This window comes from Pseudophaeobacter sp. 1A09344 (genome assembly GCF_041008745.1).
GTDB classification, from domain to species: Bacteria; Pseudomonadota; Alphaproteobacteria; order Rhodobacterales; family Rhodobacteraceae; genus Phycobacter; species Phycobacter gallaeciensis_A.
The window spans coordinates 164,597-187,963 of sequence record NZ_JAXGFS010000004.1 but is presented as its reverse complement, the minus strand read 5'-3'; the positions used below and the strand labels follow the sequence as shown (position 1 = coordinate 187,963).

Here is a 23,367-nt window from a genome sequence, read left to right as displayed (position 1 = left end):
TTAGGCCGCTTCTGCCGCGCCTTGCAGCGCCGCAATGCCGGGGAGCGTCTTACCCTCCAGCCATTCCAGGAAAGCCCCCCCGGCGGAGGAGACATATGTGAAATCGCCAGATACACCGGCCATGTTCAGGGCCGCAACCGTATCTCCGCCACCTGCGACAGAAACAGCCAGCCCTTGCCGGGTCAGATCGGCTGCGGTCTGTGCCAGGTGCCGGGTCGCAAGGTCAAAGGGAGAGAGTTCAAACGCCCCCAAGGGCCCGTTCCACAGGATCGTCTTACAGGAGGTGAGCACCGACTGGAACCGTTTCAGCGCGCGCGGTCCGGCATCGAGGATCATGGCGCCTGTCGGGCAGGCATCTGCCGGGGTGATGTCATAGGCTGCACCGGCGGCAAAATCATAGGCGGCCACCACATCCTCGGGTAGATGCAGCGCGCAGCCCGCCGCCCGCGCCACTGCCTGGATTTCCCGCACGGTGTCGATCTGATCGGCCTCGTGCAGCGAGCGCCCCATGGGCGCGCCATCTGCGAAAAGAAACGTGTTCGCCATGCCGCCGCCGATGATGATGTGATCGACCTTCTGGACCAGGTTCTTCAGCACCGCGATCTTGCTGGAGACCTTGGCACCGCCCACCACCGCCACGGCGGGGCGTTTCGGGCATTCCAGTGCCGCCGACAGGGCCTCGATCTCTTCGATCATCAGCGGGCCTGCCACGGCGGGCAGCAGGTGCGCCAAGGCTTCGGTCGAAGCATGGGCACGATGCGCACAGGAGAAGGCATCGTTCATGTAGATATCGCCAAGCTTGGCCAGTTGCGCGGCAAAGGCGAGATCATTGGCGGTTTCCCCGGCATGCAGGCGCAGGTTCTCGCAGAGCATGACCGTGCCATCCGTCAGACCCCGGCTGCGGGCGACTGGCTCTTCTCCGATCAGGTGCGGGCAGAAGCGGACCGGGCGGCCCAGCGCCTGTGCCAGTGCTGGTATCAGCGGTTCGACGGAATGCGGCCCGGCTTCGGCGCCCGGCTCGGGGCGGCCAAAGTGGGTCAGGATCACCAGCCGCGCGCCTGCGGCCAGCAGGGGCTTCATCCCATCGGCAAAGCGGCGAATGCGGGTGTCATCGCTGACTGTGCCGTCCTCATTCATCGGCACGTTGAGGTCGGCGCGTACAAGGATGCGGCGGCCCTTGACCGAGGTAAGATCGATCTGCGGCAGGTCCATCACTGAAGTCTCCCCATGGCATTGGCCGTATCCGCCATGCGGCAGGAAAAGCCCCATTCGTTGTCATACCAGGCCATCACCCGCACCAGACGCGCGCCCAGAACCTTGGTCTGGTCGGCAGCGAAATTGCAGGAATGGCTGTCGTGGTTGTAATCGATCGAGACCTTCGGCTCGGTCTCGTAGCTGATGATCTGCTGCATGTTTCCTGCTGCGGCCTCGGCCATGATGGCGTTCACCTCGTCCTCGGTCACATCACGGCCCGCCATGAAGGTCAGATCGACGGCTGATACATTCGGGGTGGGCACCCGAATGGCGGATCCATCCAGACGGCCCGACAGTTCCGGCAGTACCTCCCCAATGGCCTTGGCCGCACCTGTAGAGGTGGGGATCATCGACATCGAGGCCGCACGGGCGCGATAGAGATCCTTGTGGCGGCGGTCCAGCGTCGGCTGATCGCCTGTATAGGAATGCACCGTGGTGACAATGCCGCTGTCGATGCCGATGGCGTCATTCAGCACCTTTGCCAGCGGCGCGAGGCAGTTGGTGGTGCAGGAGCCGTTTGAGATGATTTTCTCCTCGGGGCGCAGATCGCGGTGATTGACGCCATAGACCACGGTGCGGTCGGCGTTCTTGGCAGGGGCCGAGATCAGCACCCGGCGCGCGCCCTGTTTCAGGTGGACCGAAGATTGCTCCTTGGAATTGAAGACACCGGAGCATTCCAACACCACATCGACGCCGCTCCAGTCGAGTTCCTCGGGGTTGTAGGTGGAGAAGACCTTGATCGGGCCACGGCCCAGATCCAGCGTGTCGTCATTGACGGCCACGGGGTGCGGGAAGCGCCCGTGGACGCTGTCATAGCGTAGAAGATGCGCGTTGGTTTCAATCGGGCCGGTGGCGTTGATCTTCACCACCTCGATGTCGTTGCGACCGCTTTCGATGATATGGGCCAGGGTGCAGCGTCCGATTCGGCCAAAGCCGTTGATGGCGACTTTCGTGGTCATGCCTTCGTCCTTTTCTCGATCTGTCGGCGGGCCGAGGCGGCGATGGCCTCAGCCGTGATGTTGAAGTGGCGGTAAAGCTCCTCGGCGGGGGCGGAGGCGCCAAAGCCGCTCATCCCCACAAAGCCGTCGCCACGCTCCAGGAACAGCTCCCAGCCCTGGCGTATGGCGGCCTCGACGCCGACCCGGGGGGCGCTGCCACGCACGGCGGCGCGGTAGTCCGGGGATTGGGCCGCGAAAGCCTCGAAACAGGGGGCGGAGACCACGGCGGCCTTGATCCCGTCTGCTTCCAACAGATCGGCGGCCTCCATGGCAATCTCTACTTCCGATCCGGTGGCAATCAGGGTCACGTCCCGCGCGCCGCCGCCGCGCAGCACATAGGCGCCGCGCGCCGTCAGGTTCTCGGCGCTGTGGTTGCGGCGCAGGGTGGGCAGGCCTTGGCGCGACAGGCACAAGACCGTGGGGGTGGTGTCCGAAGTGGCCGCCATTTCCCAGGCTTCGGCGGTTTCCACCGCATCTGCGGGGCGGATCACGTTCATGTTCGGCATCGCGCGCAGCGATGCGATGGTTTCGACCGGCTGATGCGTCGGGCCATCTTCGCCAAGGCCGATGGAATCATGGGTCATCACGTATGTGACGGGCACCCCCATCAGGGCCGAGAGCCGCATGGCGGGGCGGCAGTAATCGGCAAAGGCGAGGAAAGTACCGCCATAGGTTCTGAACCCGCCGTGCAGGGCGATGCCGTTCATGGCGGCTGCCATGGCGTGTTCGCGGATGCCGTAATGGATGTAATCGCCGCTGAAATCTTGTGCCGTCACCGGGCGCATGGCGCTGCTGCGGGTGTTGTTCGATCCCGTGAGGTCCGCGGAGCCGCCAATGCGATTGGGCAGGGTGGCATTGACCACCTCCAGCGCCATTTCCGAAGCCTTGCGGGTTGCGACCTTTGGCGCATCGGCGCTGAGGCGGGCCTTATAGGCGGTGATCGCGGCGTGTAGCGCCTCTGCATCTGGCGGGGCCATGGCCGCGTCGAACTCCGCTGCCTTTGGTGAGTGCTCCTTGCGTGCCTGCCAGTCTTTCCTGGCCTTGGCGCCGCGTTTTGCCACGTCTTCCCAGGCGTTGCGCACACCATCGGGGATAACAAACGGAGCATGGGGCCAGTCAAGGGCGTCACGGGTGGCTGCGATCTCTTCCGCGCCCAGGGGGGCGCCGTGTACCTTGTGGCTGCCACCCATATTGGGCGCGCCTTTGCCAATTACCGTGCGGCAGGCAATCATCGACGGGCGGTCATCGGCGCGGGCGGCAGCAATCGCGGCGGCGATCGCCTCGGGTGCGTGGCCATCCACGGCCTGCACGTGCCAGCCTGCCGCCTCGAACCGCTGTTTCTGGTTCATCGAGGTCGACAAATCCGTGGGCCCGTCGATGGTGATCCGGTTGTCGTCCCAGAATACGATCAGCCGCGACAGGCCAAGGTGCCCGGCCAGATCGATGGCCTCATGGCTGATCCCCTCCATCAGGCAGCCATCCCCGGCCAGCACATAGGTGTAGTGATCGACCAGATCATCGCCAAACCGCGCCTGCATCATGCGTTCGGCCAGCGCCATGCCGACGGCGGTCGAGATGCCCTGGCCCAGGGGGCCGGTCGTGGTCTCGATCCCTGCGGCATGGCCGTATTCTGGATGCCCCGCCGTGCGCGCCCCCATCTGGCGGAAGTTGCGCAGTTGGTCGGCGTCCATATCCGTGTAACCGAGCAGGTGATGGATCGCATAGACCAGCATGGAGCCATGTCCCGCACTCATCACGAAACGGTCGCGGTCGGGCCAGTCGGGGCTGCTTGGGTCGATCCTGATGAAGCGGTTGAACAGCACCGTTGCCACATCCGCCAGACCCATGGGCGCACCGGGGTGACCGGAGTTCGCAGCCTGTACCGCATCCATGGTCAGAGCGCGGATGGCATTGGCCATCAGGGTTTCATCGGCTTTCACCGGGGTTTGAACATTCATGAGAAGTCTCCTCAGGCACGTTTGGCTTCGCGGACCAGGCGGATCACCATCGGCGTAAAGATCAGCTGCATCGCCAGATCCATTTTGCCGCCGGGGATCACCAGGCTGTTGGCGCGGGTCATCCAGCTGCCCTCGATCATCGACATCAGATAGGGGAAATCGATACCGCGCGGGTTCTTGAAGCGGATCACCACCAGGCTTTCGTCCGGGGTGGGGATCCAGCGCGCGATGAAGGGGTTGGAGGTATCCACCACCGGCACGCGCTGGAAATTGATGTCGGTCTCGGAAAACTGCGGGCAGATGCAATGCACATAGTCCTGCATCCGGCGCAGGATGGTCTCGGTCACGGCCTCGGTGGAATAGCCGCGCGATTCCCGGTCGCGGTGGATCTTCTGGATCCATTCGAGGTTGATCACCGGAACCACCCCGATCTTGAGGTCCGCCAGCGCGGCAAGGTTCACCTCGTCATTCACCACCGATCCATGCAGCCCTTCGTAGAACAGAAGGTCGGAATCGTCGGGAAAGGGGGCCCAGGCGGTGAATTCCCCGGGCGGCACACCGGTTTTCTCCGATTCCTCGGCGTCGTGCACATAGGTGCGGGTGCGCCCTTTGCCCGTCTGGCTGTATTCGCGGAAGACCCGCTCCAATTCTCCCAGCTCATTGGCGTCATAGGAGAAATGCGAAAACGTGTGATCGCCCTCGGCCTGCCGACGCTCCAGCTCGGCGCGCATGTCGGCGCGGTTGTAGCGGTGGAAGGCGTCGCCTTCGATCGAGACGGAACTGATGCCTTCGCGGCGAAAGATCTGGTCAAAGGTCTTTTTCACGGTCGAGGTGCCAGCCCCGGAGGATCCCGTGACACTGATGATCGGGTGCTTGATGCTCATATCGATGTCCTGAAGGTTTTGGGGTCAGGCGCGGAACAGCCCGCGCAGGCCAAAGAGCGCGGATGTCTCCTCGTCCGGCAGATCGTGGTAGGTGGCGACCCGCGCCACCTTGTTTGCCGAGCCAAAGACGAAGGGCGTGCGCATGTGCAGCGCGTCCGGCACCCTATCAAGGATCGGCTCCAGCCCGTCGGTGGCGCGTCCGCCCGCCTGTTCGATCAGCATGGCGATGGGGGCGCATTCGTAGACATAGCGCAGACGACCCTGGCCATAGCCCTTCCGGTTGTCGGCGGGATAAAGGAAGATGCCGCCGCGGGTGAGGATGCGATGGGTTTCCGCCACAAGGGAGGCGATCCAGCGCATGTTGAAATCGCTGCGCGCCGGGCCATCGCTGCCAGCAACGCGGTCGTCGATATAGGCGCGGATGGCTTTGCCCCAGTGGCGGTAGTTGGAGGTGTTGATCGCGTATTCACGGGAATCGGGCGTGATCATGTCCAGCTTGCCCAACAGGTGGAACTGACCGGTTTCGGGATCCAGCACGTATTTCCACACTCCGTCGCCAAGGGTCACCATCAGCGCGCATTGCGGCCCGAAGATGGCATAGCCCGCCGCCAGAAGATCATGGCCCGGACGCAGGAAAGAGGCTTCGGGTGTTTCAGCCGCCGGGTAGATGCCGAAGATGGTGCCGATCGAGACATTGGTGTCGATATTGGAAGACCCATCCAGCGGATCAATCGCCACCGCAAACTGCCCTTCGGGGTTCATGGTGACCACGCTGTCCTGCTCTTCCGAGGCATAGTGACGGACATCTCCCTGGGCGAGGGCTTCCATGAAGGCCTCGTCGGCGATCACGTCCAGCGCCTTTTGCGCATCGCCGTCCGTATTGGTGCCAGCAGCGCCGCCGAGGTTTTCGTCGATACCGCCGCGGGCGATGCGCCGCGCAAGCGAGGCCGCCACCCCGGCCAGCCGGTCGAGTTCTGCAACCAACGCGGTGTCGGCACCCTGCGGTATCTCATCAAGTATTTTCATGGGGTCCTCCTCCCTCTGGAATCGGAACTTGCAAAGAAATGAAATTTTAAGGAATTTAAAAATTGCGAACCCATGTTAGGAATTTTCGAAGATGCGCCGTGACGCCCTTACCCTCAAACAATTGCGCGCGCTGCTGGCGGTGGCAGAAACCGGCTCCCTGACGGCGGCGGCAGATCTTCTGCACCAAACCCCACCAACAATTCATAGTCAAATCAAGAATCTGGAGGGCGCAGTTGGTGAGGTGTTGCTGGAGCGTGCAGAGGATGGCACCGGGTTTCACCCGACCGCCGTCGGGCAGGAGATGCTGGTCGCCGCCCATCGGATCGAGGCGAATTTGTCGCATGCCGAACGTCAGATCCTGGCGCTGGCAGAGGGACGGCGAGGCCATGTGGTGCTCGGGACGGTCTCCACCGCGAAATATTTCGTGCCACGGCTGGTGCGGCTGTTGCAGGACCGAATCCCGGATGTGGAAATTTCCCTGCGGGTTGCCAACCGATCCGAGGTGATGCAGGCGCTGGGCCGTGGGGAATATGACCTCGCCATCATGGGGCGACCGCCGCGCACCGTGATCCATCGGGCGATCCCCTTGGGTCCGCATCCGCACGGGATTGTCCTGCCGCCCGACCATCCCCTCGCGCAGGAGGACGGATATGAGCCGCACCGGCTGATGCAGGAGACGTTCCTCAGCCGTGAGGAAGGGTCGGGGACGCGTATCCTTATGGAACGCTTCATTGAACGCATGGGGGAAGGGCAGACGCCCAAGAAGGTCGAGATGCCCTCGAACGAGACCATCAAGCAGGCGGTGCTGGCGGGTTTGGGGATCGCCTTCTTGTCGTTGCACACGGTGCATGACGAACTGGCGTCGGGGCGGCTGGCGCTGCTCAGGGGGCTGGGCCTGCCGGTGATGCGGCATTGGTACCTGATCACGGGGGCCGCCGAAGGCGAGGACGTGTCACCGGCAACCCAGCTGTGTGCACAGGAAATAGACGCTTTGTCAGGTGTTTACCTGCCGCAGATAACTTTGTGATCTCAGCGGGTCAGCGCCGCATAAAGCTGCGGCAGCCGTTCGGGAAGGCGCTCGACCCGGTCCAGAATCATCGCACCGCGTGGGCCAAAGATGCACTGCACATAGGCATCCGCACCGGGGTCCAGTGTCAGGCAGAAGGGGGTGATGCCGCTTTGGCTGGCTTCCTCCACCGCGCGGCGGGTGTCGGCGCGCAGGTATTGCGGATCGCGCACGTCGATATCGGCGGGCGCGCCATCGGTCAGCACCAGCATCAGCTTGCGCGTGGCCTTTACCCGCTTCATCTGCGCCGTGGCATGGCGGATCGCCGTTCCCATGCGGGTCGAGAGCCGCCCCTTTGCCCCCATCAGGCGGGCGGTGGCCAGATCCTCCCACGGCTGGTCGAAATCCTTGAACCGTTCATAGTAGACCTGCGCGCGCCCGTCCGAGCAAAAGCCATGGATGGCAAAGGCATCGCCGACCCGGTTGATCGCCTCTGACAACAGCACACAGGCCGATTTGGTCAGATCCATCACGGTAGAGCCATCGCCCACGGGGTCATTCGTCGATTCCGACAGATCCAGCAGCACCATCACGGCCGTGTCGCGCGTCTTGTGCACCTGGCGCATCATCACACGCGGGTCGGGCTGGCGGCCCAAGCGTATGTCGATGGCGGCGGTGATGGCGGCTCCGATGTCTATGACGTCGCCACCCTCCAGCTTGCGGATGCGCTGCATGCCCTGCGGGCGCATGGCGTCCAGCCGGTGTTTCAACCGCTCCATCACCGGGCGATGTTCGGCCAGGATCGCCTCGGCCCCGGTTGGGTCGCCCAGTCGCGGGCGCCGTTCCAGCACCGTGGCCCAGGCCGGGCGCATCATCTGGATGGTGTGGTCGAATTCATCGTACATCACCGGCGGAGCCAGCGGTTCGCGGCCTTCCTTCTCATTAAAGCTTTGACCGTCGTCGTCAAAAAACTCCGCCGATTGCACCCAGATCTCCTGCGCGTCCTCGCCTGCGGTTTCCACCTCCACCTCGTTCACCATTTCGCTGACCGAGACGTATTTACGCACCTGTGGCGGCGGGGCGTATGCGGTGTCGAATTCCAGTTCCTCGAACTCCCACAAAAGCCGGTTGTCGCAGCGATAGGGGCAGGAGGGATGATCGGTATAAGCAGAATAGGGCTGGCCGCGCAGGCGTTCGGCAAGGCGCAGGCCCAGATCGTGGGCGGCCTGCGCATCCGTCAGGTCAAGACCGGCGAATTCGCCCTGAACCCAGGACGCCAAATCGCTTTCGGCGGGTTGATCCGGCAGCAAGAGCGCGCGGGCGATGCGGTCGAACTCTCCGGCGATGCCGGGGGCGGTGTCCTGATGAAACGGCGCCCAAAGATCACGCAGCCGGGGCAGGCGGGCGATGGCAAGGGCCTCGGCGCGGGCGTCCTCAATAAGGCCGATCATGGCTGATTGCAAGGCATTCAGCCCCTCGCTCTGAATGGGTTTGCGCAGGCAGGCGAGGTGTGCTGCCAGATGGGCGGCCTGGGCGCGGTAAAGATCCAGCGCGGCCTCATCCTGCCAGTCATCCAGCGCATCGGGCAGGTGCAGGCTGTACCCCTCGTAATAGGGGCGCAGGCCCGCGCGATCCTCGAAATCGCCCGCAGTGGGCGTCAGCATGAAATCCCGCCCCCAAAGGGCGCGCAGGTACATCATCAGCCGCCGCTGCACATCGACCAGAAGCGTACCCTTGCGCTCGCGCTGGATGACGGCGCGGCTTTCCTCGGTCTGAAGCGAGAAATAGGCGAGCAGTTCCTTGAAGTTGGTGCGATGCGCCTCTACCCCCCAGTCGGCCCAGCGGCGCAAGCCCCCTAGGGTCAGAACCTCCAGCAGCTCGGACAGGTGATCCAGCATGGGTCGCACGGCGCGGGGCGCGCGGGCCAGAAGATGCTCCAGAAAACGCAAGTAAGCCATGAAGAGGGTGGCATCGCCGAGCCGCATCGCGGCTTGTGGAGATGTCTCCAGCAGCCGCGCAATCACCGCGCCCGAGGTGCGCGAGGCAAAGCCAAGGAGCAGGGGCAAGAGATCGCCCAAGACATCCTCACCCAGATCGCGGGCTAGGGCGGGCGCAGCTTCGATCCAGGCCACGACCGGGTCCGCGCCCCGGCCCAGTTGCATCAGCGCGTCACAGCCGCGCAGCCATGTATCCAGCGCGCGGGGCGACAGTTTGCGCCGCGCATCGGGCAGGGCGGTCAGCAGGACTTCGGCAACCTCAGCCGGCAGGCTGTTCAGCAGCTCTGCACGGTCTTCCGGCAGGGTCTCAGAACCAGGTTGCAACAGCGGCATCGAGAGCATCGCGCATATCCGGATCATCGGTGATGGAGTTGACCAGCGCCATCGAACAGGCGGCGCGCGGCGCGATCCCGCCCTTGATCAGGCGACCGGCGTGGATCAGCATCCGGGTGGACACCCCTTCGTCCAGCCCGTGCCCCTTGAGATTGCGGGAGCGCGCGCCGATCTCGACCAGCTTGCCTGCGGTTTCGGGATCAATACCGGCTTCATGGGCCAGGATCTCGGCCTCGGTCTCGCCTTCGGGCCAGGTAAAGTTCATCGCCGCAAAGCGTTGTTTTGTCGACTGTTTCAGATCCTTCATCAGGGACTGGTAGCCGGGGTTGTAGCTGATCACGATCAGGAAGTCGGGGTGCGCCTGAAGAAGCTCTCCCTTCTTTTCCAGGGGCAGTACCCGGCGGTCATCGGTCAGCGGGTGAATGGCGACGGTGGTGTCCTGGCGGGCCTCCACCACCTCATCCAGGTAACAGATCGCGCCGTGGCGGGCGGCAAAGGTCAGCGGGCCGTCCTGCCAGCGGGTGCCGTCGGCATCCAAGAGATAGCGCCCCACCAGATCCGAGGCGGTCATATCCTCGTTGCAGGCCACGGTGACCAGCGGGCGGCCCAGCCTCCAGGCCATATGTTCCACGAACCGCGTCTTGCCGCAGCCGGTTGGCCCTTTCAGCATGACGGGAATGCGGGCATCCCAGGCGGCGGTGAACAGCTCCACCTCGTCGCCGGTCTGCCGCCAGAAGGGCGCATCGGTGACGCGGAAGTCGTCAAGCATGTCTTTCATGGCGGGCTCCTCCTGCTGGGCTTGGAAATTGCTGCCCGGCACGAGGGAGCGCCGGGCAGCAAAGGGGCATCAGACCATCTCGCCGCGGTAGACGACCATGTTGGCGCCCTGGCTTTGGGTGAAGTTGTCATATCCCAGAAGGCGCACATGGTGCTTGGGGTTGGCGGCATGGCATTCGTCCAGCTCGGCCAGGATCGCGTCCACGTCGGTTTCGCCGAACATCGGCAGCTTCCACATGTACCAGTAATAGCCCGAGGCATTGCTGGGTTCGGTGTGTTCGATCGCCGGGTTCCAGCCGTTGGAAACGATCCATTCCACCTGTTTGCGGATCTGATCCTTGGTCATTTCCGGCAGGTAAGAGAAGGTCTCCATCTTGCGCGAGGCGGGGTCCGACAGGCGGGAGGGGTAGTCCTGAATGGTGCTCATTGGTCTTGGTCCTTTTGATATGTGTTCGAGGGGGCGCGATCAGCGGTGCTGCACGTCCAGCTTGTCGACGGTGTCGAACTCGAACTTGATTTCCTTCCAGGTCTCCATCGCGGATTTCAGCTCGGGCGAATGTTTCGCCGCCGCCATCAGGATGTCCTTGCCTTCCTTCTCCAGCTCGCGGCCCTCGTTGCGGGCCTGAACGCAGGCCTCCAGCGCCACGCGGTTGGCCGCAGCACCCGCCGCATTGCCCCAGGGGTGGCCCAGGGTGCCGCCGCCGAATTGCAGAACGCTATCATTGCCGAAGATCGAGACCAGCGCGGGCATGTGCCAGACATGGATCCCGCCCGAGGCCACCGGGAAGACGCCCGGCATGCTGCCCCAGTCCTGATCGAAGAAGACGCCCATCTCGCGGTCTTCCTTGACGAATTTGTCGCGCATCAGGTTGATCCAGCCCAAGGTCGCGTTGCGGTCGCCTTCGAGCTTGCCGACGACGGTGCCCGAATGCAGGTGATCCCCGCCCAGAAGGCGCAGAAGCTTGGTCAGAACGCGGAAGTTGATGCCGTGGTTGGGGTTGCGGTCGATCACCGCATGCATGGCGCGGTGGACATGCAGCAGCATGCCATTGTCACGGCACCATTTCGACAGCGAGTTATGCGCGGCCCAGCCGACGGTCAGATAGTCGGACATGATGATCGGGGTCCCGATTTCCTTGGCGAATTCGGCGCGCTGAAACATCTCCTCGACCGTGGGGGCGGTGACATTCATATAGTGCCCCTTGCGCTCACCGGTTTCTGCCTGCGCCTTGTCGATGGCCTCCTGACAGAACAGGAAGCGGTCGCGCCAGCGCATGAAGGGCTGGGAGTTGACGTTCTCGTCGTCTTTCGAGAAGTCCAGACCGCCGCGCAGCACCTCGTAGACGGCACGGCCATAGTTCTTGGCCGACAGACCCAGTTTCGGCTTGATGGTGCAGCCCAGGAGCGGACGACCGTATTTGTCCATCTTGTCGCGCTCGACCTGAATGCCGTGCGGCGGGCCAAAGCAGGTTTTCACGAACCAGATCGGGAAGCGCACGTCCTCAAGGCGCAAGGAGCGCACGGCCTTGAAGCCGAAGACATTGCCGACGATGGAGGTAAAGACATTGACGACCGAACCTTCCTCGAACAGATCTGCCGGATAGGCGATGAAGGCATAAAAGGCTTCGTCCTGTCCCGGCACGTCCTCGATCCGGTAGGCGCGGCCTTTGTAGTGGTCGAGATCTGTCAGAAGGTCGGTCCAGACCGTGGTCCAGGTGCCGGTCGAGCTTTCGGCGGCCACGGCTGCGGCTGCCTCTTCGCGCGGCACACCGTCCTGCGGGATCACCTTGAAGACGGCCAGGACATCGGTGTCCTTGGGGGTGTATGCGGGTTCCCAGTAGGTTGACCGGTAGTCCTTGACGCCGGCATCGTATTTCTTGGCTGGGGCTTGCATGTTCATGGGCTTGTTTCCTCCTCCTGGCCGCCGACGGGGGCGGGCCACTTCATTGGGATCAGAAAGCCACAAAGGGTAAATATAGTGAAATGAATAGTTTTTAGTTTCAGAATAAGGTATTCTGTATATATGCGGTATTCCCTTCGGCAATTGCAGATATTTCAAGAGGTTGCGCAGCACCTCTCTTACACTCGCGCTGCCGAGGCGCTGCATCTGACGCAGCCGGCCGTGTTTGCGCAGGTGCGTCAGCTGGAAGAACAGACCGGTCACAAGCTGATCGAGCGGATGGGCAAGACCCTGTTCCTGACCGAGGCGGGAGAGGTGGTGTTGTTGTCGGCGCAGCGCATGCTGGGCGAGGCCGAGGATCTGGATATGCGCCTGGCGGAGTTGCGCGGTATGGCGCGGGGACGGTTGCGGCTGGCGGTGGTGTCGACCGCGAAGTACGACATCCCCGCCCGCATCGGGGCCTATAACAGCGACTATCCTGGGATCGAGGTTGCCCTGACCGTCTGCAATCGCGAGGAAATCCTGGCCCGTTTCGCCCAAAATGCCGATGACCTCTATATTCTGGGCACGCCGCCGCAGAACATGGCTGCCGAAGTGGAACGGTTTGCCGAAAACCCGCTGATCGTCATTGCGCCGCCGGATCATCCTCTGGCCACCCGGCAGGGGCTGAGCGTGGCGGACTTGTCCGTTTATCCATTCCTGACCCGGGAAAGCGGATCAGGCACCCGGCTGGCGGCCGAGCGCTGTTTCGAAGAGGCAGGGAAAGCCCCCGCCGTGCGGTTGGAGTTGGGCGCCAATGAGGCCGTCAAACAAGGGGTGATTGCAGGCCTCGGTTGGTCTGTGCTCAGCCGGGCTACCGTCGCGCTGGAGCTGCGCCACAGCTATCTGACGGAGCTAGACGTGAAGTCCTTTCCGATCATGCGTCATTGGTACGTGGCTTGGCCAAAGGGAATGCAGCCCACGATGGCGGCCGAGGCGTTTCTGCAGCAGCTGAGGGAAGGGCCTGGGGCGGCTGGCGTGGGTTCCTCTGTGGCGGGACAATAATTTTCTTGGAAAACCGCCGATTATACCCGCGCGCTTTAGGGGGTTTTTACCATATCGGCTGAGTGTGCGGTTCATTGAATGGCAGAAGGTTTTCAATATGAGCTACGCACAGGTTTCAACGATTGCCACCCATGCACCGGCGAGCACAAGGTCTGTCAATGTCCTGGTGGGGCAAAGGGGGGTGAAAGAGGCGAAAACAGAAGATTTTGCCAGCCATGTTGCACCGCAGTCGCCTGACGCAGAGGCGATTGATGCAATCTTTGCTAACTACGACCTGAGCGATATCTCTCCGCAGGAAATTGACCAGATGGCCGATGAATTGGTGGCGGCAGGTTTCGACGACATGAAGTTTATTATGATGCTGACGACCAAGGGCGCGGCCTTCCAGGCCCATCTACAAGAGGACTTCGCGCAGTCCGGATATGAGGTTTCCCGTGGAAACAGCAACGCAAAGATGGACCTGATTGAGGTGACCCGCGACCAGCTGAAGATGTCCAAGGCCTTTGGCCAGCCGACCCAAGCTCTGGAAAGCTTTCTTGACGACATAGAGGATATCGCTGCGGAGCAGGCGGCACCGCCACGCGCGCCGATCGCTCTGGTCCGGGGGGGCGATCTCGGCACGCTTGTGTTGTCGCAGGCAGACCGGATCTAGCGCTGGACTTAACCGGGCCCGATCGGGTCAGCGGACATGCCCGGGGGGGCGGGGGCTATGGAAATGGCCTCCGCCCCCTTTTTATTTGCGGTCAGGGTTTGCATGGGGTCGGCCTGGGGGCACGTCTCATGGCATCTCCCCTTAGACGGTCTGGCGGGGTGAGGCGGGGCTAAATCGGGCCTTGGAGGAGATTACTTTTTCGTGATATTTTTCAGTGTGATAACGCACAGTTGATGTGTCGCGAGGAGCTCTGCTTTTCCGTCAAGGCAGGAATGCACTGAGCGCATGCGATGTGTGATCTTCCTCACATAAACAGACGCGATATCGGCCTAAAGGTGCCGGGCACTGGGCGCGATTGGCAACATTCCGCGCAGTTCATGCCGTGGGTTTCCAGCCGTCAGTCCATCCGGAATTTCAAGGATGCTGCGGCGAAGACGCCCTTGGTAATCAACGTATGAGGTGCAGCCGCCGGGGATGGGGCTGCCGTGCCGCGTCGAAACGTCAGGAGACATCTTTATGACCACCACACTCACAACCAGAGCCATTGCTGCCACTGTGGCTGCGATGCTTGCGGCTCCTGCATTTGCAGGCCCGACTTATGAAAACAGCACCGGCGGGTCGTTCACCTGGTACGGCCAGTTCGACCCGGCGTTCCAGTACTACGATGATGGCGCTGAAACCTACAGCCGTCTCGTGGACAACTCCGGTTCCAACTCCCGCATCGGTTTCCGCCTGAAGCAGGCCTATGGCGAAAACACGCTGACCTTCGCCTTCGAAACCGCATTTGGTCTGCGCTCGTCCTACAGCGTCAACCAAACCTCCAAAGGCGACAACGTCAGCTGGTCCCGCACCAACCTGCGCCACGTGGACTTCCAATTCGATACCGCGCGTTACGGCCGTTTCTCGGCTGGTCAGGGCTCGATGGCTTCTGACGGCATTGCATTCGCCGATGCTTCCGGCACCGGTCTGGCTGCTGGCACAGCGGTTGCCGACCCGGCTGGCGGGTATGCGTTCCGCACCGCAGGTGGTGCTCTGAGCACTGTGTCCGTCGGCGACGCCTTCAAGGACTATGACGGCAGCCGTCTTGGCCGTGTGCGCTATGACTCCGTGAACTTCAACGGTTTCACCTTCTCGGCGTCCTACGGTACCGACATCCTGAAAACCAACAACGACCGCGAAACCTATGACGTCGCTGTGCGCTACAGCAATGACGAGCTGGGTGATTTCGGGTTTGACGCAGCTCTGGGCGCAGCCTGGACCGAGGAAACCGGCAAGGCAGACATCCGTGACGTCGCGGGCTCCTTCGGCGTCGAGCACAAGCCGACCGGCCTGTCGCTGACCGTTGCTGCAGGCGAGCGTGACATTGCTGGCAGCTATGCCTACGCCAAACTGGGCTACAGCGCGAACCTGATTTCGGCTGGTTCCACCTCCGTCTCCGTCGACTACTACGATGGTTCGGACATGGTTACTTCGGGCGATTCTGCTGAATCCTGGGGCATCGCAGCCGTTCAGAAAGTCGACAAGTACAACGTCGAAGCTTATCTGGCCTACCGCGATTACTCCTATGCGGACACTTCCGCGACCAACTACCAGGACAGCAACGTGATCCTGGCGGGTGCGCGCTGGAAATTCTAAGTCCCGGGTATCCGGACTGCCAAAAGACGAGAACACGCCCTGCGGGGCGTGTTTTTCCTTTCGGGGTCGGTTTCACACAACGAAACCCTCATAAACCTGCCCAATGTCGCACCGAAGCGGGCAATGCCTCTTGCACCGAAGGCCCCAGACACATAGAAGGCCTCAAATTGTCTGGGGGCGGAGCCTGCGCGCGCGCCCCGAATCTCTATGAGGTATAGGATGCAGGTCACCGAGACGCTGAACGAAGGTCTGAAACGCGGCTACGCCATCACTGTCACAGCCGCCGAGCTGGACGAGAAGGTCAACGAGAAGCTGGCAGAAGCGCAGCCCGAAGTGGAGCTGAAAGGCTTCCGCAAGGGCAAGGTGCCGATGGCCCTGCTGCGCAAGCAGTTTGGTCAGCGTATGCTGGGCGAAGTGATGCAGGAAGCCGTCGATGGCGCCATGAACAAGCACTTCGAAGACAGCGGCGACCGTCCGGCGATGCAGCCCGAAGTCAAGATGACCAACGAAGACTGGAAAGAAGGCGACGACGTCAACGTCGAGATGTCCTACGAGGCACTGCCTGAGATTCCCGAAGTCGACCTCTCCGTCATCTCGGTTGAGAAAATGGTTGTCAAAGCCGAAGACGAAGCCGTCGAGGAAGCGCTGCAGAACCTGGCCGACACCGCCAAGGATTTCGAAGCCCGCGAAGAGGGCGCTGCGTCGGAAGATGGCGATCAGGTCGTGATCGATTTCGTTGGCAAGGTTGACGGCGAAGCCTTCGAAGGCGGTTCCGCCGAAGATTACCCGCTGGCGCTTGGCTCCAACTCCTTCATCCCCGGCTTCGAAGAGCAGCTGGTCGGCGTGAAGGCCGGTGAGGAAAAAGACGTTACCGTCACCTTCCCCGAAGACTACCAGGCCGATCACCTGGCGGGTAAGGAAGCCGTGTTCTCCTGCACCATCAAAGAGGTCAAGGCGCCGAAGGCCGCCGAGATCGACGACGAACTGGCGAAGAAATTCGGTGCCGAAGATCTGGAAGGCCTGAAAGCCCAGATCCGTGAGCGTCTGGAAGCGGAATACGCAGGTGCAGCCCGCGCCGTGATGAAGCGCGCCACCCTGGACAAGCTGGACGAGCTGGTCTCCTTTGACCTGCCGCCGTCGCTGGTCGAGGCCGAAGCACAGCAGATCGCGCACCAGCTGTGGCACGAGGACAACCCGGACGTCCACGACCACAACCACGGTGAGATCGAAGCGACCGAAGAGCACACCAAACTGGCCGAACGCCGCGTGCGCCTTGGCCTGCTGCTGGCCGAGCTGGGCCAGAAGGCAGAGGTTGAAGTGACCGACGCGGAAATGACCCAGGCGATCATGGCGCAGGCGCGTCAGTACCCGGGTCAGGAGCGCCAGTTCTTTGAATTCATTCAGCAGAACGCTCAGATGCAGCAGCAGCTGCGTGCGCCGATCTTCGAAGACAAGGTCATCGACCACGTGTTTGATCAGGCGACCGTGACCGAGAAAGAAGTCTCGAAAGACGATCTGCAGAAAGCTGTTGAAGAGCTGGACGAGGAGTAATCCTCTTCTTCCAGTGGTTGTTGAAAGGGCCGCCCGTCAGGGGCGGCCCTTTTTCATTCTGGTACAGGGAATGCGGGCCACATGGACACCACAAGCCGGTTCAGGTCCTCAGGCCGGTTTCCTTCAGCATGCCGCGACGCTTGGCTTCGTAGTAGTAGCCACGCGAGTAATGTTTGACTGCGGTGTCCTCGCTACCATCGGCAAGCAGCCAGGCGCCGCGCAGGTATTTCACCGAGAATTCAAGGTTGGTGTCTGGGTCCAACAGGTCCTGTGGCTTGCCTTTGAAGCCCATCGAACGCGCGGTGGCGGGCAGAATCTGCAACAGGCCGTAGTAGGGCCGGTTGACGGCTGTTGGGCGATGGGTGCTCTCCCGTACCGCCAGCCGGTGCACCAGAGAGCGTGGTACCTCGTAATGGTCGGACCAGTAATTGATCTTCCTGCGCAGGTCCGGGGTTTCATTGGGAAACAGTGGCGGCTCGTTGCGGCTGACGGCCTGAGGGGCAGAGCCGCAGCCCGCGGCAAGCAGCGGCAAGGCCAGCAGAGAGAAGACATGACGTCGGTGCATCGGGGAACTCCGGGCAACAGTAACAGAATGGATCCGTGAAGGGCGCTCCGTCTGGGGAGACGATGGGCACAGGGGGATCCGTCACGGCAGACTAGTCATGCTTGAGAATGGCCACAATCGGGCGGAAGCGCAGCGCTGTTTCATCGGCAAATCTTCACCGATCCATGAGGGGGGCAAGGCCGCTGAAAGGGGTGTGAGCGCCCGTTTCAGGCGCGCAAAAGTCCCGTTATGGAGCCATTGGCACGTACCGTCGGCAGCTTTGGCGGGCCTCCGCCGATATCCGGAAAAGTGCAAACAATTCTAATTTATAAGGCTTTGTTAATTTTCGCTGGAAACGCCAGAATACCCATGCGCATTGAGGCAAAAATAATACCTCAGGAAGGGTGCCCTGCTTTCGCCTGTAGCGGTGCCCGTAAACGAGCAGTAAAAAGGGGCCGCGGCCGTTTCCCACTTTCCGCGGTCCCAATAAGCTGAGCGGTCCATAATAACAGCGCAAATGAGTTTCGCATCATTGGCTGAAGTACCGGCTGAAACAAAGCCAAACCCGCCAGAGCAGACGCCGCCCGAGAACTGAAAGGGCGTGCAAGGCCCCCGCGCAGCGCAGCAGGCGCGCTTGCCGGGGGCGGGACCCAGCTGGTTCCCGCCGACCTCATCAGCCCATGTGGCGGAAATCCGCGATCAGCCGGTCACCGGATGGCCGCGGTTCTGCATGCAGCGGATCACGTAGTCACGCTGGGCCTGTTTGACCTGTATGTCGCCTACGGCGGCACCAGCCATGGCGCCGGCAATCGCACCAACAAGCGCCTTGTCGCTGTTTTCGGTCGCCCCCACCAAGGCACCACCTGCGCCACCAAGTGCGGCGCTTGTTCCGATGTGACCTTGTCCGATCTGACGGGCCGAGGCCTGACATTGTGCCAGATCCGTTTGATAGTTCGGGCCCGGAGTTCCGGCCAGCGACAAGGGCGCGTCAACCGATGGCGTGTCGCATCCGGAAAGGGTCGCGGCGCATAGCCCTGCAATCGCGATGGTTCTCAGCATCATCGGGTTTCTCCTTTGTCCAAATGCATCTCTTGCCCATTCACTGTAGGCAGGAAGGTCCATCATGGCCAGTGTGCTGTCTGGCAAAGGAAAAGGCCGCGCCCATATGGGGCACGGCCTTCGTGTTCTCTCGCTGTGATCCGCTGGGATCAGGCGTTGGTCTCTTCGTCGCCGGTCGCGGCCGGAGCGGCTTCGCCTTCGTCCTCATCGTCGGAGGCAGCGGAACCGATGTCGTCGAACAGCTCGGAGATTTCGAATTCAGCAGCGGCTTCCTCTTCGGCGGCCAGCTCCTGGATCGATTTGCCCGAGGCTTGCAGTTCGGCTTCTTCCGGCGAACGGGCCACGTTCAGCTTGATGGTGACCATGACTTCCGGGTGCAGGTGCACTTCGGCCACGTGCAGACCAAGGGTCTTGATCGGCTCGCGGATGATGACCTGCTTGCGGTCGACCGAGAAGCCTTCCTCGGTGGCAACGTCGGCTGCGTCACGCGGGGTGACCGAGCCGTAGAGGTTGCCGCCATCGGAAGCGGAGCGAATCACGATGAACTGCTGTCCGTCGAACTTTTCGCCCAGGGCTTCGGCTTCTTTCTTGGTCTCCAGGTTACGCGCTTCCAGCTGCGCTTTCTGGGCTTCGAAAGAGGCGATGTTGGCTTCGGAAGCAACTTTGGCCTTGCTCTGCGGCAGCAGGTAGTTACGGGCGTAACCGGGTTTGACGTCTACGACGTCGCCCATCTGACCCAGCTTGGCCACACGTTCAAGAAGGATAACTTGCATGTCAGGTCTCCTTACTTCACGGCGTAGGGCAGCAGGGCGAGGAAGCGGGCGCGCTTGATGGCGCGGGCCAGTTCACGCTGCTTCTTCGCCGAAACGGCGGTGATACGGGAGGGAACGATTTTGCCGCGCTCAGAGATGTAGCGCTGCAGAAGACGGGTGTCTTTGTAATCGATCTTCGGCGCATTGTCGCCCGAGAAGGGGCACACTTTGCGGCGGCGGAAAAACGGTTTGGCTGCCATGGTTTAGCGTCCTTTTCTCAAGCGTTGATCAGCGGCGTTCACGGCGACCTTCACGGTCGTCACGCTTCTGCATCTGGACCGAGGGGCCTTCGTCGTGTTCGTCGACCTTGATGGTCAGAACACGCATGACGTCGTCATGCAGGCGCATCAGGCGTTCCATTTCCTGGATCGCCGCAGACGGTGCGTCGGTCTTCAGGAAGGCATAGTGGCCTTTACGGTTCTTGTTGATCTTGTAGGCCATCGTCTTGACGCCCCAGTACTCCTGGTCGACCAGCTTACCGCCGTTGTCGGACAGAACAGCACCGAAGTGTTCGATGAGGCCTTCAGCTTGCGAGTTGGACAGGTCCTGACGCGCAATCATTACATGCTCATAGAGGGGCATGCGAACTCCTGTTTGTGTCTAGGCGCATTTCATAGACGGGGCGATGTAGCCTTCCGCGGCCCTGTCACGAGAGTCTGCGCGGATCGAATGTCGTGCGGAAGGAAGCCCCGATATACAGGCTTTGCCGATAAGAGCAAGGGTTAAACGCAGCGCTACGCCTGCAATCACTCGGGGCCCGGCCTAAGGTGATGCTTAAGGCCACTGTGGCGTCCGGGAAACCCCCTTGGTTTGGTCAAAATACTGCCGCATTCATCGGCTTCAACGTGGTTAATCAAGCATTAACGAGCGTCGGTTTGCCCGGCCAGCTACAGTGAGGACCCCATGCGCCTAGCCCAGATCCCGCACCCCTTCATTCCCGGATCCTTTGCCACAGCCCCTGGCGCCATGAGGGGCGGGTCGCTTGTGCTGGGGTTCAAAGCGAATTGGCCGATGCGGAGGATGCTGCTGCAGATGCTGGGCGTGGCTTTATTGCTCTGCGCGGCAGGGCTGTGGATGATGAACGCGGAAATGATGCACCCGGGGGACAAAGTGATCCGGGTGGGCGTTTGCGTGGTCTTTTTCTTTCTGGGGATGGTTCTGCTGACCATACGGCCCCTGCGGCCCGGCACAGAAGTGTGTTTCGATCCGGTGCGGCGGGAATTGCGGGTCCTGAGAACCAATAGCCAAGGCGCGGTCCGGACTATTCTGCGCCGCCGCTACGACAGCCTTGGGGCAGCACGGCTGACCTCGGCCACGGTTCAGTTGTTCGAGGCGGATGGCAGCCTGTTGTTCGAGGTGCCGCTGAGTACTGTGCAGTCCCGCAGCCTGTTGCGCGATCAGCTCAGCGGATCTGTGCCGCTGCTGACCTGAAAACCGCTTGAAAAATGGGCGCAGGATTTTCGCGGTTGCTCGGTAAGGTCTTGCAATCAAACAGACAACTTTCCGAGGCACGGGTAACTGTTCGGTTAGGAACAGACAATGTGGAAAATTGCCAGTTTCATTTCGTCGCCCGGTGGCACAGGTGTTGGGCATACAAAATTCGTTCCAACGGAGTCCTCTGACGATGAAAAACCTTCTGCTTGCCGCCGCCCTGACCGGCGCCGCCGCCACCGCCGCTGTCGCCGCGCCTGAAAAATACGTGCTGGATTCCAGCCACAGCCAAGTGGTGTTCAACTACAACCACCTCGGCTTCTCGACCACTTGGGGCATGTTCTCGGGCTTCGAAGGCGAGATCATGTTCGACAAGGAAGATCCGGCAGCCTCCAGCGTTTCCGTGTCGATGCCGGTGATGTCGATGCTGACCGGCTGGGAAGCCCGTTTTGATCACTTCATGTCCAACGACTTCTTTGCGGCAACCGAAGACGAGATGGTGACCTTCACCTCCACCGGGATCGAAGTGACCGGCGAGAACACTGCAAACATCACTGGCGACCTGACGCTGAACGGTGTGACCAAATCCGTGGTTCTGGATGCCAAACTGAACCAGTCGGGTGATCACCCGATGGCGGGCAAGCCTTGGGCTGGTTTCAACGCCACCACCTCGCTGCTGCGCAGCGACTACGGTCTGGAAAAATTCGCTCCTTACGTCAGCGATGAAGTTCAGGTTCAGATCTCCATCGAAGCGATGAAAGCTGAATAAGCTACTGACACGATCGTAAGATCCGCCGCCGGTTCCAGTATGGGACCGGCGGCTTTTTTATGTCCGCAGGTGTGATGAGCTCTAGGGGGCTCAATAGGCTCTAGCGATGGCCGGAGGAGACGCGGGCAGGGAGGCATCTCAGCGAGAGCCGTAGGATCCCTGCTGCGTCCCCGATTATGGCGTGGAGGACAACAGGTACGGGTTTTCATACCCTTGGCCTCATTGCACCGTGGAGGCTGTACCTGTCGGGGCCGCCCCCATGCGGAGGCTCTGCCGCCGTTTTGTACCCATATACGATTATCGATGGCCCAAACGAAAACGCGGGCCACCGGAGTGGCCCGCGCAAGGAAACGCTTGGGGTTGAGGAAGGTCGCGTCAGTGGCGCGTCGCCTCCAGCTCCACCGAGATCTCCACCGCAAAGGCAAGCGTGCCTTCGTCCTGGGTGCCCTGACCGATATTGAAATCCAGCCGGTTGACGGTGGTCTGTCCGCGCATGCTGGCTTTGTCACCGTCCAGGGTCAGCTCGAATGGCAAGGTGATGGGCACGCTTTGATCGCGGATGGTGAGCGGTCCAACCGCCTTATAGCCGTCTGCGGTCTTTTCGATCTCACCTTCGAAGGTTGCGGTGGGATAGGTCGCCTGATCGAAGTAATCCGGGCCCATCGCCTGGTCCGTGACAGATCCAAGGGTCAGCGAAGCGATCGAGATGGTGACGGAAACATCGCCAGCCGGTCCCGGCGCTGTCGGCTCTTCGAAATTGATGTCTGCGTTCCAGTCGGCGAACTGACCGGTTACGCTGCTGCCCATCTGCACAACCGAGATGGCAAGGGTGCCGCTCTCGACGCGCCAGCCGGAGGTATCTGCGGTCTCGGTTTCCGCACTCGCGGTGGGCTGCGGTGCAGAGGTTGCGGCCTGCGTGGCTGTGGCGGTTTGGTCGTCGTCGAGACCAAGGAACGCACCGGTACCAAGGACCACTGCAAAGACGACAATGGCGGCAAGGGCAGGAAGGGCGCTGTGGCTTTGCGCCGGGGGCACGGGCAGATCACCGGATCCGGGCAGCATACGACGCAAGGTCGAATCCTTGTCGATCACATGATGCTTCAGCGCGCCCGCCACGTGCAGGACCAGCGCGGCCAGCAGGGTCCAGACCAGAATACCATGTGCTGCGCCAAATAGGCTGGCAACGCTTTCGGATTTGGCGACAAAGGGCAGGGACTGGCCAAAGGGCCAGAGGATCGGTGCGAAGCCCGTTGTCGCGGCGTGGTGGATCCAGCCGGTCAGCGGCACCGCCACCAGAGAGATATAGAGCATCCAGTGCACGATTTCGGCCGCCAGTGCTTCGGGCTTGTTGTCCGGGTGCAGCAGCCCCGGCTTCTCCTGCGTCACCGCCCAGAGAATCCGGGCCAGGGCCACAAAGAAGACGGCAACGCCGACCGTCTTGTGCAGGGAAAACAACAGCGTGGCGCGGGAAATGGTCTCCTGCGCGCCGTCAAAGCCGGGGCTTTGAATGGTGTGTGCCAGCTCGTTGGCAAAATAGCCAAGCGGGAAGGCGGCAAGGATCAGCAAGGCTGTCAGCCAGTGAAACGTCTTGGCGACACTGCCATAGCTGGAGAATGAATTGCGGCGGGACACGTGGACAAACCCTCCTTGGGTACGGGATACGACGACAGCCTACCGTGCGGGGGCGCGCATGCAATGCGGGCAGCTGTCAACCGGTGCACATGGGAGGTGCGCTGA

The 23,367-nt window shown here is 61.8% G+C and carries 22 protein-coding genes; 7 read left to right on the top strand and 15 right to left on the bottom strand.

Going from position 1 to position 23,367, the window contains the following annotated elements; genetic code table 11:
• The 5 genes from SM765_RS08800 to SM765_RS08780 are packed head-to-tail and all read right to left on the bottom strand — an operon-like array spanning position 1 to position 6,120.
• Complete coding sequence (locus tag SM765_RS08800; RefSeq protein WP_274837160.1) at positions 1-1,212, bottom strand: phosphoglycerate kinase; 1,212 nt, start codon at positions 1,210-1,212, stop codon at positions 1-3.
• Positions 1,212-2,213, bottom strand: coding sequence for a type I glyceraldehyde-3-phosphate dehydrogenase (gene gap, locus SM765_RS08795; RefSeq protein WP_274834321.1), 1,002 nt, complete (start codon positions 2,211-2,213; stop codon positions 1,212-1,214). The genes SM765_RS08800 and gap overlap by 1 nt, the downstream gene beginning before the upstream one ends.
• Entirely contained in the window at positions 2,210-4,210 is a 2,001-nt protein-coding gene (tkt, locus tag SM765_RS08790) for a transketolase (protein ID WP_274834320.1), read from the bottom strand. The genes gap and tkt overlap by 4 nt, the downstream gene beginning before the upstream one ends.
• An 11-nt stretch (positions 4,211-4,221) precedes the next feature.
• Entirely contained in the window at positions 4,222-5,094 is an 873-nt protein-coding gene (locus SM765_RS08785) for a phosphoribulokinase (RefSeq protein ID WP_274837159.1), read from the bottom strand.
• Between the two features lie 24 nt (positions 5,095-5,118).
• A complete protein-coding gene (locus SM765_RS08780) occupies positions 5,119-6,120 on the bottom strand; it encodes a class 1 fructose-bisphosphatase (protein WP_274834316.1) in 1,002 nt (333 codons plus the stop codon).
• 91 nt (positions 6,121-6,211) lie between these two features.
• Here SM765_RS08780 and SM765_RS08775 point away from each other — a divergent pair, with 91 nt between their 5' ends.
• Positions 6,212-7,147: a LysR family transcriptional regulator gene (locus SM765_RS08775; protein ID WP_274834314.1), complete on the top strand. Its 936-nt coding sequence runs from the start codon at positions 6,212-6,214 to the stop codon at positions 7,145-7,147.
• A gap of 2 nt (positions 7,148-7,149) precedes the next feature.
• On the opposite strand, the gene SM765_RS08770 is transcribed toward SM765_RS08775, so the two are convergent.
• The 4 genes from SM765_RS08770 to SM765_RS08755 all read right to left on the bottom strand — a co-directional run bounded on the left by SM765_RS08770 (position 7,150) and on the right by SM765_RS08755 (position 12,133).
• Positions 7,150-9,465 carry a nitric oxide reductase activation protein NorD gene (locus SM765_RS08770; protein ID WP_368981489.1) on the bottom strand — a complete coding sequence of 772 codons (2,316 nt, stop codon included), beginning with the start codon at positions 9,463-9,465 and terminating at the stop codon, positions 7,150-7,152.
• Positions 9,431-10,234 (bottom strand): CbbQ/NirQ/NorQ/GpvN family protein, encoded by an 804-nt coding sequence (locus SM765_RS08765; RefSeq protein WP_274837157.1) that lies wholly within the window; start codon positions 10,232-10,234, stop codon positions 9,431-9,433. The genes SM765_RS08770 and SM765_RS08765 overlap by 35 nt, the downstream gene beginning before the upstream one ends.
• Before the next feature lie 69 nt (positions 10,235-10,303).
• On the bottom strand, positions 10,304-10,660 hold the full coding sequence (locus SM765_RS08760; protein WP_274837156.1) for a ribulose bisphosphate carboxylase small subunit: 357 nt from the start codon (positions 10,658-10,660) through the stop codon (positions 10,304-10,306).
• Between the two features lie 39 nt (positions 10,661-10,699).
• Complete coding sequence (locus tag SM765_RS08755) at positions 10,700-12,133, bottom strand: form I ribulose bisphosphate carboxylase large subunit (protein ID WP_274829180.1); 1,434 nt, start codon at positions 12,131-12,133, stop codon at positions 10,700-10,702.
• A gap of 123 nt (positions 12,134-12,256) precedes the next feature.
• Between SM765_RS08755 and SM765_RS08750 the strand changes: the two genes are divergently transcribed.
• The 4 genes from SM765_RS08750 to tig all read left to right on the top strand — a co-directional run bounded on the left by SM765_RS08750 (position 12,257) and on the right by tig (position 17,015).
• Entirely contained in the window at positions 12,257-13,177 is a 921-nt protein-coding gene (locus SM765_RS08750) for a LysR family transcriptional regulator (RefSeq protein WP_274837155.1), read from the top strand.
• A gap of 97 nt (positions 13,178-13,274) precedes the next feature.
• Positions 13,275-13,829, top strand: a complete 555-nt coding sequence (locus tag SM765_RS08745; protein ID WP_274837154.1) for a hypothetical protein — start codon at positions 13,275-13,277, stop codon at positions 13,827-13,829.
• Between the two features lie 516 nt (positions 13,830-14,345).
• Positions 14,346-15,464, top strand: a complete 1,119-nt coding sequence (locus SM765_RS08740) for a porin (protein ID WP_274834305.1) — start codon at positions 14,346-14,348, stop codon at positions 15,462-15,464.
• Positions 15,465-15,683: 219 nt separating this feature from the next.
• Entirely contained in the window at positions 15,684-17,015 is a 1,332-nt protein-coding gene (tig, locus tag SM765_RS08735) for a trigger factor (RefSeq protein WP_065270427.1), read from the top strand.
• A gap of 100 nt (positions 17,016-17,115) precedes the next feature.
• Here tig and SM765_RS08730 read toward each other — a convergent pair whose 3' ends face one another.
• The 5 genes from SM765_RS08730 to rpsF all read right to left on the bottom strand — a co-directional run bounded on the left by SM765_RS08730 (position 17,116) and on the right by rpsF (position 20,012).
• Positions 17,116-17,580 (bottom strand): lytic transglycosylase domain-containing protein, encoded by a 465-nt coding sequence (locus SM765_RS08730; RefSeq protein WP_274837153.1) that lies wholly within the window; start codon positions 17,578-17,580, stop codon positions 17,116-17,118.
• 678 nt (positions 17,581-18,258) lie between these two features.
• Positions 18,259-18,621 (bottom strand): hypothetical protein, encoded by a 363-nt coding sequence (locus SM765_RS08725; protein WP_274829187.1) that lies wholly within the window; start codon positions 18,619-18,621, stop codon positions 18,259-18,261.
• Between the two features lie 146 nt (positions 18,622-18,767).
• Entirely contained in the window at positions 18,768-19,391 is a 624-nt protein-coding gene (gene rplI / locus SM765_RS08720) for a 50S ribosomal protein L9 (RefSeq protein ID WP_065270424.1), read from the bottom strand.
• Positions 19,392-19,402: 11 nt separating this feature from the next.
• Entirely contained in the window at positions 19,403-19,630 is a 228-nt protein-coding gene (gene rpsR, locus SM765_RS08715) for a 30S ribosomal protein S18 (protein ID WP_005982441.1), read from the bottom strand.
• Between the two features lie 28 nt (positions 19,631-19,658).
• On the bottom strand, positions 19,659-20,012 hold the full coding sequence (gene rpsF / locus SM765_RS08710; RefSeq protein WP_065270423.1) for a 30S ribosomal protein S6: 354 nt from the start codon (positions 20,010-20,012) through the stop codon (positions 19,659-19,661).
• 321 nt (positions 20,013-20,333) lie between these two features.
• Here rpsF and SM765_RS08705 point away from each other — a divergent pair, with 321 nt between their 5' ends.
• Positions 20,334-20,861 (top strand): hypothetical protein, encoded by a 528-nt coding sequence (locus SM765_RS08705; RefSeq protein ID WP_237028405.1) that lies wholly within the window; start codon positions 20,334-20,336, stop codon positions 20,859-20,861.
• 193 nt (positions 20,862-21,054) lie between these two features.
• The gene (locus SM765_RS08700; RefSeq protein WP_065270422.1) at positions 21,055-21,630 is read left to right on the top strand and encodes a YceI family protein; all 576 of its coding nucleotides are present in this window, start codon (positions 21,055-21,057) and stop codon (positions 21,628-21,630) included.
• Between the two features lie 375 nt (positions 21,631-22,005).
• On the opposite strand, the gene SM765_RS08695 is transcribed toward SM765_RS08700, so the two are convergent.
• A complete protein-coding gene (locus SM765_RS08695) occupies positions 22,006-23,262 on the bottom strand; it encodes a cytochrome b/b6 domain-containing protein (RefSeq protein WP_368981488.1) in 1,257 nt (418 codons plus the stop codon).
• Positions 23,263-23,367: the final 105 nt, after the last annotated feature.